16 protein-coding genes are annotated in these 12,798 nt (G+C 45.2%); 10 read left to right on the plus strand and 6 right to left on the minus strand.

The annotated features are described in order from the left end of the window. Positions 1–78: 78 nt before the first annotated feature. Positions 79–714 carry an endonuclease III gene (nth, locus tag H8S64_RS05200; RefSeq protein ID WP_186975249.1) on the plus strand — a complete coding sequence of 212 codons (636 nt, stop codon included), beginning with the start codon at positions 79–81 and terminating at the stop codon, positions 712–714. A gap of 14 nt (positions 715–728) precedes the next feature. Here nth and H8S64_RS05205 read toward each other — a convergent pair whose 3' ends face one another. Beyond that, positions 729–1,265: an HD domain-containing protein gene (locus H8S64_RS05205; protein WP_099294515.1), complete on the minus strand. Its 537-nt coding sequence runs from the start codon at positions 1,263–1,265 to the stop codon at positions 729–731. Positions 1,266–1,402: 137 nt separating this feature from the next. Here H8S64_RS05205 and H8S64_RS05210 point away from each other — a divergent pair, with 137 nt between their 5' ends. The 5 genes from H8S64_RS05210 (at position 1,403) to H8S64_RS05230 (ending at position 5,221) form a co-directional block, all read left to right on the plus strand. After that, positions 1,403–2,260 (plus strand): nitroreductase family protein, encoded by an 858-nt coding sequence (locus tag H8S64_RS05210; protein WP_186975250.1) that lies wholly within the window; start codon positions 1,403–1,405, stop codon positions 2,258–2,260. A gap of 86 nt (positions 2,261–2,346) precedes the next feature. After that, positions 2,347–2,628 (plus strand): YtxH domain-containing protein, encoded by a 282-nt coding sequence (locus tag H8S64_RS05215; protein WP_099292238.1) that lies wholly within the window; start codon positions 2,347–2,349, stop codon positions 2,626–2,628. A 6-nt stretch (positions 2,629–2,634) separates the two neighbouring features. After that, positions 2,635–3,048: a phage holin family protein gene (locus tag H8S64_RS05220; RefSeq protein ID WP_099292239.1), complete on the plus strand. Its 414-nt coding sequence runs from the start codon at positions 2,635–2,637 to the stop codon at positions 3,046–3,048. Beyond that, on the plus strand, positions 2,978–3,316 hold the full coding sequence (locus H8S64_RS05225) for a hypothetical protein (protein WP_141560951.1): 339 nt from the start codon (positions 2,978–2,980) through the stop codon (positions 3,314–3,316). The genes H8S64_RS05220 and H8S64_RS05225 overlap by 71 nt, the downstream gene beginning before the upstream one ends. Positions 3,317–3,856: 540 nt before the next feature. Continuing rightward, entirely contained in the window at positions 3,857–5,221 is a 1,365-nt protein-coding gene (locus H8S64_RS05230) for an MATE family efflux transporter (protein WP_186975251.1), read from the plus strand. Between the two features lie 99 nt (positions 5,222–5,320). Here H8S64_RS05230 and H8S64_RS05235 read toward each other — a convergent pair whose 3' ends face one another. Beyond that, positions 5,321–5,629, minus strand: a complete 309-nt coding sequence (locus H8S64_RS05235; protein WP_099292242.1) for a hypothetical protein — start codon at positions 5,627–5,629, stop codon at positions 5,321–5,323. Positions 5,630–5,759: 130 nt separating this feature from the next. Further along, positions 5,760–6,134: a hypothetical protein gene (locus H8S64_RS05240; protein WP_186975252.1), complete on the minus strand. Its 375-nt coding sequence runs from the start codon at positions 6,132–6,134 to the stop codon at positions 5,760–5,762. A gap of 199 nt (positions 6,135–6,333) precedes the next feature. On the opposite strand from H8S64_RS05240, the gene H8S64_RS05245 reads away from it, so the two are divergent. The 3 genes from H8S64_RS05245 to H8S64_RS05255 are packed head-to-tail and all read left to right on the plus strand — an operon-like array spanning position 6,334 to position 8,456. Then, a complete protein-coding gene (locus H8S64_RS05245) occupies positions 6,334–6,855 on the plus strand; it encodes a GNAT family N-acetyltransferase (RefSeq protein ID WP_369860635.1) in 522 nt (173 codons plus the stop codon). 3 nt (positions 6,856–6,858) lie between these two features. Then, positions 6,859–7,812 carry an NAD-dependent epimerase/dehydratase family protein gene (locus H8S64_RS05250; RefSeq protein ID WP_186975253.1) on the plus strand — a complete coding sequence of 318 codons (954 nt, stop codon included), beginning with the start codon at positions 6,859–6,861 and terminating at the stop codon, positions 7,810–7,812. A gap of 14 nt (positions 7,813–7,826) precedes the next feature. Next, positions 7,827–8,456, plus strand: a complete 630-nt coding sequence (locus H8S64_RS05255) for a hypothetical protein (protein WP_186975254.1) — start codon at positions 7,827–7,829, stop codon at positions 8,454–8,456. Between the two features lie 34 nt (positions 8,457–8,490). On the opposite strand, the gene glyA is transcribed toward H8S64_RS05255, so the two are convergent. Beyond that, positions 8,491–9,771 (minus strand): serine hydroxymethyltransferase, encoded by a 1,281-nt coding sequence (gene glyA / locus H8S64_RS05260; protein WP_186975255.1) that lies wholly within the window; start codon positions 9,769–9,771, stop codon positions 8,491–8,493. 160 nt (positions 9,772–9,931) lie between these two features. Between glyA and H8S64_RS05265 the strand changes: the two genes are divergently transcribed. Next, the gene (locus H8S64_RS05265) at positions 9,932–10,426 is read left to right on the plus strand and encodes a hypothetical protein (protein WP_186975256.1); all 495 of its coding nucleotides are present in this window, start codon (positions 9,932–9,934) and stop codon (positions 10,424–10,426) included. A 384-nt stretch (positions 10,427–10,810) separates the two neighbouring features. Here the strand turns inward: H8S64_RS05265 and nqrF are convergent, their stop codons facing one another. Further along, the gene (gene nqrF, locus H8S64_RS05270) at positions 10,811–12,079 is read right to left on the minus strand and encodes an NADH:ubiquinone reductase (Na(+)-transporting) subunit F (protein ID WP_099292251.1); all 1,269 of its coding nucleotides are present in this window, start codon (positions 12,077–12,079) and stop codon (positions 10,811–10,813) included. Positions 12,080–12,161: 82 nt separating this feature from the next. Further along, entirely contained in the window at positions 12,162–12,785 is a 624-nt protein-coding gene (gene nqrE, locus H8S64_RS05275) for an NADH:ubiquinone reductase (Na(+)-transporting) subunit E (RefSeq protein WP_099292252.1), read from the minus strand. Positions 12,786–12,798 lie beyond the last annotated feature (13 nt).

Consider the following 12,798-nt stretch of genomic DNA (forward strand, 5'->3'; position numbering starts at 1 on the left):
CAGAATCGACTTCGGGGCGTGTATTTTGAAAAATAACTTGTAACTTGCGGACTTGAAACTTGTAATTATATATAAGGTATGGAATTGAAAGAAAGATATGACCGCGTGTTGGCATGGTTCCGGGAAGAGATGCCCGTTGCCGACACGGAGTTGCGTTATAATAACCCTTTCCAGTTGCTGGTTGCGGTCATCCTGTCGGCACAGTGTACTGACAAGCGGGTAAATATGGTGACTCCGGCATTATTCGAGCGATTCCCGACAGCCGAGGCGATGGCGGGCGCCACGATAGAAGAGATTTTCGAGTTGATACGGTCGATATCGTACCCGAATAATAAGTCCAAACATTTGTCGGCAATGGCGAAGAAATTGATGAACGAGTTCAACGGGGAAGTGCCGTCTGATTTCGAGTTACTGCAAACCTTGCCCGGTGTGGGACGAAAGACCGCGAACGTTATGGAAGCGGTGGCTTTCGGGCGTCCGGCAATGCCTGTGGACACGCACGTGTTTCGTGTGGCCGATCGTATCGGGTTGGTGACAGGGGCACGTACTCCACTGGAAACAGAGAAACAACTCGTGGCCAATATCCCGGCGGAATGGTTGTCGAGAGCACACCATTGGTTGATTTTGCATGGACGGTACGTGTGTACGGCACGAAGCCCGAAATGCGGGGAATGCGGGATAAAGAACTGGTGTAGAAAGCAAAATGGAGAATAACACTCCATTTTAAATTACAAGAACAGTCTGCACCATTCGTCAAAGCGGGCGGCGGAATCCGCCCCGTGAAACAACATTTCGGCACGGATTTTACTGATTTTCTTTTCGCGGGTGAGGTTGCTTTTCGAGTAGAACTTGTCGGCGAAAGCGATGAGTTTCTCTTCCAGCGTGACGGGTTGCATGTCGCGAAGGGGAAGCGGGAGATGTTTTTCCTGTATCATTTCGATCGTGAGCCCTGTGCCCGTGTGACGTTCGCACACGAGGGCGTGGCGAGGCAGTCCTTCTTTCCGGAGTAAATCGGCACCGAGATAGCCGTGGCAAATGTAAGGATATTCGCCGAAACACCCGATGTCGGGAGCGTTGGTGAGGAATATCCCGATATCGTGCAACATGGCGGCTTCTTTGATAAAGGAGATATCGAGATCCATTTCCGCGTGGCGCATAGCGATGGCGAGTGCTTTGTCCCGCACGAGTTGGCTGTGTATCAATAGACTTTGTCCCGCGAGGGAGTCAAGCGTGTAGTATTTGCGTATAATATCTAACGGTTGTATCATTTGTTCGTTTTTTAAGCCCACAAATATAAGGTTTAGTTTATAAAGTAGCGATACCCGCAAGTATGCTTTGAAATCATTTACGAATAAAAGTTCTTTTAGGTTATGAAATAGTCATTGAACTTTTATAAATTTGTATGATTTTAAGCGGGGAGAAAGGTAGTGGGGTGTGGAATGTCGAATTTCTAAGTGAACAGGATATGATCAGAATAAATGTTACTTTATCGGTCGGCGCCGGGGTACGCGCCGAAGTTGCGGCTTTGTTGAGCGAAATGGCAGACCTCTCGCGAGGAGAGCGGGGATGTATCGGTTACGAGATACTGGAAAATTGTCGGCTGGAAGATACGATGATGATCATAGAAACGTGGGAGAACGAGGCGGTGCTGGCGACACATAAGGAAAGCGGACATTTCACGCGCATTATTCCCCGTGTACGGGAATTGGCGACGGAGATGAAAAGCCAGAAATTCACGACGATGGCTTCCGCGGACGAGGCGATTACAGGTCGCCGCACGGTGCGGGAATACACGGGGGAGAAGATTTGCACGGGAGTGATCGAGCGTGTGGTGCGTGCCGGAATGTACGCACCCTCGGTGAAAGATCGTCGCCCGTGGGAGTTCTTCGTGATGGAGGATGCGAAACATCTGCACGAGTTGGCGGAGATTTTGCCGGGGAGCGAGGCGTTGCGGACAGCCCCGATGGCTATACTCGTGTGTTGTAATACCCGGCTGGCAGGTCTGGAGGGTGGTAATTGGCCGCAGGAATTGGGAGCCTGCGTGCAGAATATGTTGCTACAAGCCTATGCCGAAGGATTGGGAACGGCATGGATCGGGGTGTACCCGAAAATGCATTTCGTGCACGAGGTGAAAAAAGCATTGCACTTGTCGTCGGAATTCGTGCCGTTCGCCGTGGTCGCGATCGGGAAAACGGCGAGGGAAACGGATACTGTGACGGAACGGTATGACCCGTTGAAAGTGCATTTTATAAGTCGTTAAAATTAGTCTTGAAAAATAAAGAAAAAGGCAAACTTTTTGCAGTTCTATTCGTTGAAGTAAATATATAAATTAAAAATTAGACGAATATGAAAAACGAAACTTCAAATTTACTGCTGGGTCTGGGTATAGGCGCGGTAGTTGGAGTAGCTGTCGGGTATTTAATGGTTGCCGACAACCGCAAGAAATTAGCCGAAGAGTTTGATCACGCTGTTGCCAAAGTAAAGGACGAGGTGAAAGGCGTATACGCTAAAGCAAAATCAAAAGCCGAGGAAGCACGCGAACATGTTTCCGAGAATGTACATGATGTAGCGGAAAAAGTAGCGGGAAAGACTGAACACGAGGGGAGAGCGGCTGCTGAAACCAAGTAACGGCTTATGGAGAATTTCGCCGAAAAGACTTTCTCCGGGTTGAAAAATGACATTTCAACCTACGTGGAGACGAGACTTGAGCTAATGAAATTGAACACGTACGAGAGGGTAGCCAAGACTATGGCGGTCTTCTCGTACGGTATTGTTTTGGTATTGCTCGCCTTTTTCGCTATTCTTTTCCTGTTTCTCGCCCTTGGTTTTTTCCTCGGCGAGATATTGAACAGCGTGGCACTGGGGTTTTTGTTGGTAGTGGGGATGTACCTGTTGTTGTTCGGGCTGATTCTGTTGTTCCGGGAGAAGATTAGCGCGAGGGTGACAAACGAGATTATAACCGCGATGATGAGTAAAGATGAAAAAGAGGACGAAGAAACCACCGACCCCGCTGGAGATATTACGGGCGGAACAGAAACGGGTGCGTGAGAGTTGCCGTTTGCAGGAGGAAAAACTGAACGAGGATTTCCGTTTTATCCATCGCCATTCCGGGAAATTGTTGTTTTCCGGTATCTCGTCGTTGTTTTTTTCCGGCAGGAGGGACGATACCCCGAAGGAAGAAAAGGAGGTGCGTGATACCCCGATGCTGGGTGCCATGTTAAAAGATTTTTCGCCTGTTTTGATAGAGGCGGCTATACCCATTGTATTACGCTGGGGTGTGGGGCGGATCGGCAGACTATTCAAGGGAAAAAAATAAGGGTTTGTAAGGTTCATAGAGTTTATAAGGTTTATAAAGTAATAGATATCTGCGGGATGCTTTATATGCGGCGTCTCCTTGGGAATCCTCTACTTTATAAACCTTTAGGACAAATGCGTCAAAATTGAATAGAGAGAAAAATTATCCCCTTTTTCTCTCTTGTTTAGTGTGAGATAAGTTAAATAGTAATTATATATGATATATATACTTTATAGTTTCTTTATAACAACTCCCATTCAACTCCTATTCATCTTCTATTATAAAGGTAGAATAATAGAAAATAAATTGAAATTGAATAAAATTTGATAATACGAAAATACATGGTATAATTATTATTCATTATAGAAAAATAACTGAATACACCAGAATCTTATCTTGAAAAAGGAAGGAAAATAGTAAAAATTATTTTGATGCGGTTGCCCTAGATAAACCTTATAAACTTTATAAACTATTTGCTATCTTCGCGCTCTCTGTTCTTATCTGATGGTGATCGAGGGGGAGTGAACGAGGCTGTAATACTAAAGAAAGGAGGATCATTTTATGTCTGCTGCGGACGCATCGCATTTATTGGAAACAAAACCCGTCGGGAAGTTATTGCTTCAGTACTCGATACCCGCTATCATCGGGATGACGGTTACATCGTTGTATAATATTATTGATAGTGTTTTTATCGGTCATGGCGTGGGACCGCTTGCCATTTCGGGATTGGCGATTACTTTCCCGTTGATGAACCTGATTATTGCTTTTTGTACACTGATTGGTGTCGGGGGAGCCACGATCAGTTCCATATACATGGGACAGAGAGATATGGAAAAGACCTCGTCGGTGTTGGGGAACGTGTTTTTGCTGTGCGTTATTCTCGGATTCTGTTTCGGGGGGATTGCCACGTTATTACTGGAGCCCACGTTGCGGTTCTTCGGGGCAAGCGAGGCCACGATGCCTTACGCCAGAGATTTTATGGAGGTGATACTATTGGGAAATCCTATCGCTTTCACTTTTATCGGGTTGAACAACCTGATGCGCGCGACGGGATACCCGAAGAAAGCCATGTTGTCATCGCTGTTGACGGTTTTCGTGAATATTATATTAGCCCCGATATTTATTTTCCATTTCGGGTGGGGAATCCGGGGGGCAGCGTTCGCTACCGTGATCGCGCAGACGAGCGGGTTGGTGTGGATTCTGGCACATTTTATAAACAAGAATAGTTCGGTACATTTCAAGGCCGGAATATTCCGGTTAAAAGGCCGGATAATCAAAAGTATTCTTTCTATAGGGATGTCGCCTTTCTTGATGAACGTGTGCGCCAGTACGGTGGTGATTATCTTGAATAATAGTTTCATGCGCTACGGTGGAGATTTGGCAATCGGGGCTTATGGCATCGTGAACCGGGTGTTGACGTTGTTTATCATGATCGAGATCGGGCTCACGCAGGGAATGCAGCCGGTAGTCGGGTATAATTACGGGGCGTTATTGTTTGACCGGGTACGACGTGTGTTGCGTTATGCCATGATCACGGGAATCTCGATCACGACGTTCGGGTTTATCACGAGCCAATTATTCCCGGACTTTATCGTGGGTATGTTCACGGATAATCATGAGTTGACGGAGCTTGCAAAGTTCGGGTTACGGATAACTTGTTTGTTATTTCCACTGGTCGGGTGTCAGATTATTATTACCAATTTTTTCCAGTCTATCGGGAAAGCGAAAGTTTCTATATTCCTGTCGTTGTCGCGCCAGTTGATATTCTTGATACCGTTCCTGCTGATTTTACCCCGTTTCTGGGGTATCACGGGCGTGTGGGCCAGTTTGCCCATGGCGGATTTTATTTCTTTCGTGATGGCAGTCGTTACCTTATTTTATTTTAATAAAAAGGGACTCCTTTTCAAGATGAACAAACAGATATGAGGAAAAGTGTGGTAAATACTTTTTATACATGTGGAAATATTTCCCATGAAATAAGAAACGGGCTCAATTTCTTGAACCCGTTTTTTACTTAAAGAATGTCTAATCTTCCAGCGTGACTGCTCCCGAGAGAGCTACCGCTTCTTTATTACGGAAAATCATAATAGGTGAAACTGCTTCGTAAGCAGACATTATATACTCGAATAGTTGAGCTGTGGCTAATTTCCCGCGCTCAGCCAGTGAGAGTTTCAATTTCATACCCGTGTTCGCGTCCTCGCTTTTCTGTAACTCAGACAGACCGAGGAACTGTTTGGTTTCCAACAAATATTGCACCCGGTGCAATTCTTCCGGCTCGAAAAATAATTCGTAATTTTTCTCTTCCCGATTTCTACTGAATAAAGTTGTTTTCATTTTTGTGTGTATTGTGTGTGTATATATATAACGCTTTACGCGTTGCTCCGTTTTATAACTTGGGTAACACTTAGCAAATGTATCCTATGTATTCACGATACAAGATACGTGCCAAATATGTACTGGTTTTTCAAATGATTAGAAGGCAGAGCTCATGGAAATATCGCTTGGGTTGCGATATGAACACGTCACGTGTTCCCTTGTTGTCTGTCTTCGGGTTGAGAATTGGATATTCGTATTCGTCAGCGGTGATTCCGTCAAGCATGACTCGAACCCGACAAGGCAATTCCGATCTCCTCATGCTGACGAGCGTGTTCTGGAGTACCGGCATATCGTTGGGGTTCATGATATCAAAGGCTTCCGCCTTGGTGATAGAGTCATGTATTTCTGATATCTGACAAACGATGGCACCGCGTTGAGATTCAGTCATAACCAGTCCCATGGCAACATTCGTGAGTTGTGTTACCACCAAGATCAGAAGGCTATGTAATACGAATCTTATCATACTTAGTGTTTTGTTTCAAATATAGCGAATCGATTCAATAAATGCAACGTTTTCCGTGCTTTTTTTCTGCTATATACGTGAAAATAGGTATATTTACCACCTGAAAGTTCGTATTTTTCTTTATTGGGAAAGAAAATTAACATTTTAGTAATATTTCATTGACTTGGAGTAGGGGTTTTATTAAACAAATGATATGAATATGGAGATACGAGACGAGAGAGAACGTTTTTTATTGAGAGAATGGACGCTTGCCGATGTCGATTCTTTGGCTGAAAATATCAGTAATATTAATATATGGAATAACGTACGGGACGGTTTGCCTTATCCTTACACGAGGGAGGATGCCGGGACGTATATCCGTGTAACGATGGATAAACCGTACGTGCAGGATTTCGCTATCGTGGCGGATGGGAAAGCGGTGGGAGGAATCGGTTTCATTCCCCTGTGTGACGTCGAACGATATAGCGCGGAACTGGGGTATTGGTTGAGTGAAGATTATTGGAATAAAGGAATCATGAGCGAGGCAATACGCCGGGTGGTGGATTATGTATTCCGGGAAACGGATATCATTCGTTTGTTTGCCACCGTTTACGAGTATAATCCGGCGTCCATGAAAGTACTGGAAAAGGCCGGGTTCACGAAACAGGCAATACTGCGCAAAGCTGCCGTGAAGAACGGTAAAGTGATTGATATGCATTATTTTGATTTGGTGAAAGACTAAGGGATGGGTAAAAGAATCTTGATCACGGGTGCGGCGGGTAATTTGGGTAGTTTGCTTGCTTGTCGTTTGAAAGAAGAGGACGTATGCCTGCATCTTCTGACACATCGTAAAGATGTACCTTCCGTGTTGAAAGAAAAAGAAAACATTACCGTATTCAAGGCTGATTTAGGAGAGCCGGGTACGTTGACCGAGGCTTTGCAGGGAGTGGATGTGGTAGTACATTTCGCGGGAGTGCTTTTCAGGCATAACCCGGAGAAGTTTTTGTCAACCACGAATACCCGTTATTTCAATAATTTGTTGGATGTTGCGGTGGTACAAGGTGTGAAGCGGGTAATCTTAATCAGCTTTCCACACGTGGAGGGTGAAACGACTCCCGAACATCCGGCCGCGGGACGATTGGACGGGACTCCCGTGTCGGTTCACGCTATCACGAGGCTGGAAGAAGAAAAGTTACTGTTCGATTACGGTCGGAAGAATGGGATTGAGGCTGTTTCTTTACGCGTGGGCATGGTATACGGTCGGGGTATTCTGATGGTGGACGCCGCCCGTTGGTTTTCCCGGTACGCGTTACTGGGGGTATGGCAAAAGCCCACGTGGATACATCTGATTTCTACCGAAGATTTTCTTGAAGCAACACGGGCAGCTTGCATGAAGGAGGGTATTGAAGGAATATATCATATCGGTGACGATGGGGTACAGACTTTACAGGAGTTTTTGGATGAAGCCGCGAAACATTGGCACACGGTAAAACCGTGGCGAATGCCTTTATGGATGATAAACACGGCAGCCCGCTTTTTTGAACTTTGTTCCCGTCTGTTCGGGGTTAGAAGTCCGTTGACGGTTGATTTTATCAGAATAGGGCAGGTATCCTATTACGGGGATACCTCCCGGATGAAAGAGGAGTTGTTACCCCGGTTGAAGTATCGGGATTTTAGAGAAGGTATAGGGACATTGTAATATAATAAGGTAGTATGAGGAATCGGATAGTTTTATTTGTTTTTGTTGGTATGATATTGGGGGCGTGCGCTACACCCCATTATATACACTTGTACGAGTCGCCGAAGTCATTGGACTTCAGCGAGGGGAAATGGTTGGTCACGAATTTGGACTCGAAGATACCGTACATGTACAGGGAGAGTTTGAATCGGGATTTATTGGCGTGTTTACAGAAATTAGGCGGAGATTCCGTGTATAGTATCGAGAATGTGAGATTCAAGTACATAAACCCGAGCAAGCTGACGTTCGAGTTGAATCCTCAAGTGCTGAAGATATTCAAGGAATCGACGGATTTCGATTACGTGGTGACGGCTACGGCACGAAAGGTTCGGGACGAGGTTCCTGATCTGGTGTATCCCGGGAACCCGGTCTATTACCAGAAAAGCGAATCGGAGGTAAGCATCGCCGTGTATGATGTCGCTGACGGGGCTAGAATCTATTATCAACAGGTAATTGCTTCCGTTACCTTGGATCAAGGGGATGAAGAGGTCGTGTTTGCCCGTTCCGCCGGAACGTTGTTGCGTAATGCCATGAAAAAGGCTTTAAAGGATCTGAAAAAGAATGCACTGGTTATCCGTAAAAAAAACAATCACGCGACTCGTTGAGAATCGCGTGACTGTTTTTATACGGGTACGATGATTACCAAGCAAACATAGGTTTGTCGTTCATCATCGCGTTTACTTCTTTCTTCACTTGAGCGATAACAGCGGCATCGTCGATGTTACTCAATACTCTGTCGATCATATCCACTACGATAGGCATATGCTCCTCTTTCAAACCGCGGGTAGTGATAGCCGGGGTACCCACGCGTAAACCTGACGTGGAGAACGGGGTACGGGTATCGAACGGAACCATGTTCTTGTTGATCGTGATGTCTGCCAATACCAACGTATTTTCAGCTTTCTTACCGGTTAATTCCGGGAATTTGGTTCTCAAGTCAATCAACATAGAGTGATTGTCAGTTCCGCCGGAAACAACTTTATAACCTTTTTCCACGAATGCTTTCGCCATAGCCTTGGCGTTAGCCAGCATTTGTTTAGCGTATTCGGTATAGCTGTCAGATAATGCCTCCCCGAAAGCAACGGCTTTGGCAGCGATCACGTGTTCAAGCGGTCCGCCCTGTTGTCCCGGGAACACGGCAAAGTTGATCACTTGTGACATCATTTTGATTTCTCCCTTCGGAGTCTTCAATCCCCAAGGATTCGGGAAGTCTTTCGGGAGAAGAATCATACCACCGCGCGGTCCGCGAAGCGTTTTGTGAGTGGTAGTTGTCACGATATGGCAATATTCCATCGGGTTGTTCAATAAACCTTTGGCAATCAATCCGGCAGGGTGTGACATATCGCACATTAACAAAGCACCTACTTTGTCAGCGATTTCACGCATACGTTTGTAATCCCAGTCACGAGAATAAGCAGATGCCCCGGATACGATCATTTTGGGTTTGTGCTCGATAGCCAATTTCTCCATTTCGTCGTAATCTACCATTCCAGTTTCTTCTTTCACGTGGTAAGCTACCGGGTGGTAGTTGATACCGGAAAGATTAACGGGTGATCCGTGTGAAAGGTGTCCGCCATGAGCCAAGTCAAGTCCCAAGAAGGTATCGCCCGGTTTCATGCAAGCGAAGAACACGGCAGCATTAGCTTGTGCCCCGGAGTGCGGTTGCACGTTAGCGAATTCGGCACCGAATAATTTGCAGGCACGATCGATAGCCAATTGTTCCGTTTGGTCAACGATTTGGCAACCGCCATAGTAACGAGCTCCGGGATATCCCTCTGCATACTTGTTCGTCAAGCAAGAACCCATGGCTTGCATAACTTGTTCACTCACGAAGTTCTCGGAAGCGATCAATTCCAGTCCTTCTTTCTGGCGATGGCATTCCTTGTCAATCAGGTCGAAAATTTGAGTATCTCTTTCCATTATTTAGATTTTTAATAATATAGACGTTTATAAAATCTTGCCCAAAATTATACTAATTCGTTCGTCTAAGCAAAGTATTTCCCGACTTTTTTTCGTCCTCCCGCTTTTTAATTTTCAAAATTTTATTTATGTTTGTTGTTGTATAAAAAAATGACTTGCTATGGAAAATCCTTTTGAAACAGAAAAACCGGTAAGACCGACCTTTCTGACAGTACTTTGTATTTTAACTTTTATCGGTAGTGGTTGGGGAACGGTATCCAACTTATTCAGTTTGGTTGCGTTTTCTCCCGAAGCGATAGTGGCGCAGATCCAACAGATAACAACAATGACAGGTACAGAAGGAGCTCCTTCGTGGATGTCTTCTTTCATGGGATCTTCCATTGAAATGTTGCAGACCACGATTAAACACGCGATTCCGATTTATTCATTATTGACCTTGTTCGCTTTAATGAGTTTGAGCGGGGCTATTTTGATGTTTAACTTGAAAAGAACCGGATTCTATTTGTATACTTTCGCTCAAATAGCGCAATTGTTTGTATTGCCTATGTATTCCGGCTGGAATATGGTAGTTATGGCTTCAATGATCGTATCCGGCTTTTTCGCTTTATTATTTATAATCCTGTACGGGGTGAATTTGAGCAAAATGAGAAATTAGTGATTGTTTATAGTCGCCTTCGGCGAATTGCAGGTTGCTTTTCTTGCGTTTAAGACTGTATTTTAACTCCTCCTCTGTTTATAGAGGAGGTGGCTGCGAAGCAGACGGAGGAGTTTCTTTAGAAATGGAGTTTTGGCACACGTGGTCTTTCTTTCTTTTTCCCGTGTTTGTCGGCTCTTATCTTCTGACTACCTAGTGACTAAGTCCTGACCAAGTCCTGTATAGACAGGAGTTAGTCAGGACTTACTCAGAACCTAGTCAGGACTTGGTCGCCATGATATACGGAGAAGAGCGGGAGATAAGCGTGGGAGAGGGGAAAAGAAAAACAGACCGGAATGTAAAGAGTCCGGTCTGTTTTTCTTTTTATGATTGAAGGAATTTGGTTTATCCTCCGAAGTTGTCGTACATCACGTTTTCATCGGGTACACCCAAATCGTACAACATTTTGGTTACGGCCGCGATCATCATCGGGGGACCGCAGAGATAATACTCGATGTCTTCCGGGTTCTCGTGGTTTTTCAAGTAGGTTTCATAGATTACCTGATGCACGAATCCCGGTGTGTAAGCTACTCCGGCTGCATCAGCCACGGGGTCCGGTTTATCCAGAGCCAGCGTCCAATGGAAGTTCGGGTTCTCTGCTTGAATCTTGTTGAATTCATCCACGTAGGGAGCCTCTTGCAGGGCACGGGCACCGTAGAAGAAACTTACTTTACGATCCGTGTGCATCGTGTGGAACAAGTTGAAGATATGCGAACGCATCGGAGCCATACCGGCACCACCACCGATGAACATCATCTCGTTGTTGGTATCTCTCAGGAAGAATTCCCCGTAAGGACCGGAAATGTTTACTTTATCTCCCGGTTTACGCGTGAAGATAAAAGAAGAACAGATACCGGGGTTCACGTTGGCAAATCCACCTATAGCTTTATCAAACGGGGGAGTCGCGATACGGATATTCAACATGATAATGTTGCCTTCTGCCGGAGAGTTAGCCATGGAATACGCGCGGTAAGTCGGTTCCGGGTTATGCATTTTCAGATCGAACATCTTCATACGTTCCCAGTCAGCCTTGTATTTCTCGTCAATATCCATGTCTTTGAAATCCACGTCAAGGGCGGGTACGTCAATTTGTATATATCCACCCGATTTGAATTTCAAGTTTTCGCCTTCCGGTAATTTTACCACAAATTCTTTCAAGAATGTGGAAATATTTCTATTGGAAACCACTTCACATTCCCATTTCTTGATACCGAGTACTTCTTCCGGAACGCTCATCTCGATGTTTTCCTTCACTTTTACCTGACAAGCCAGACGCCAGTTATCGTGCTGTTGTTTGTACGAGAAGAACCCTGTTTCGGTCGGGAGTATAGACCCCGCGCCTGATTCTACCTGACAACGGCACATACCGCAAGAACCTTTTCCACCACAAGCGGAGGGAAGGAATATCTTGTTGTTCCCGAGTGTGGCAAGAAGCGTGGAGCCGGGCTCGGTAACTAATTCTTTTTCGCCTTGGTTGATGCTGACTTTCACTTCTCCCTTGGGGGTAAGTTTAGCTTTCGCGAACAAAAGCATACCCACGAGAAGCAGTGTCACGATGAGAAACACCACGATCCCCGACAGGACAATTGTTGTATTTATTGCTAATAAAATCATCTTACTAATTTAGATTTATTGATTTTAAATTTTAAATTGTAAGTCTTGAAATTTACAATTTAAAATTTACAATTTAAAATTACTACAGGTTAATACCCAAGAAACTCATGAATGAAATAGCCATCAATCCGGTCACGATAAAGGTAATACCGATACCTCTAAGCGGGGCGGGGATGTTGGAATATTTCAGTTTCTCGCGTATGGCGGCGATACCCACGATAGCGAGCAACCAACCGATACCTGAACCTAAACCGAATGCCGTGGCCTCACCGATATTCGCGTATCCTCTCTCTTGCATGAACAAGGAAGCACCCATGATGGCACAGTTCACCGCGATCAACGGGAGGAAGATACCCAATTGGTTGTAAAGCGCGGGAGTGAATTTCTCCACGACCATTTCAACCAATTGCACGATAGCGGCGATGACCGCGATAAACATGATGAAACTCAAGAAGCTCAAGTCTATGTTAGCGGCAGCTTGTTCTCCCAATAACCACGCTAAAGCTCCTTTTTGTAACACGAAATTATCGAGCAGGTAATTTACCGGAACGGTAATCAATAGCACGAATACAACGGCAATACCCAATCCGAACGATGTTTTCACGGTCTTCGATACGGCAAGGTATGAACACATACCCAAGAAGTAGGCGAAGATCATGTTATCGATAAATACAGACCGGACAAATATATTTAATAGATTTTCCATATTCTATTTTTCT

Source organism: Butyricimonas hominis (assembly GCF_014287455.1).
In the GTDB taxonomy this organism is placed as follows: domain Bacteria; phylum Bacteroidota; class Bacteroidia; order Bacteroidales; family Marinifilaceae; genus Butyricimonas; species Butyricimonas muris.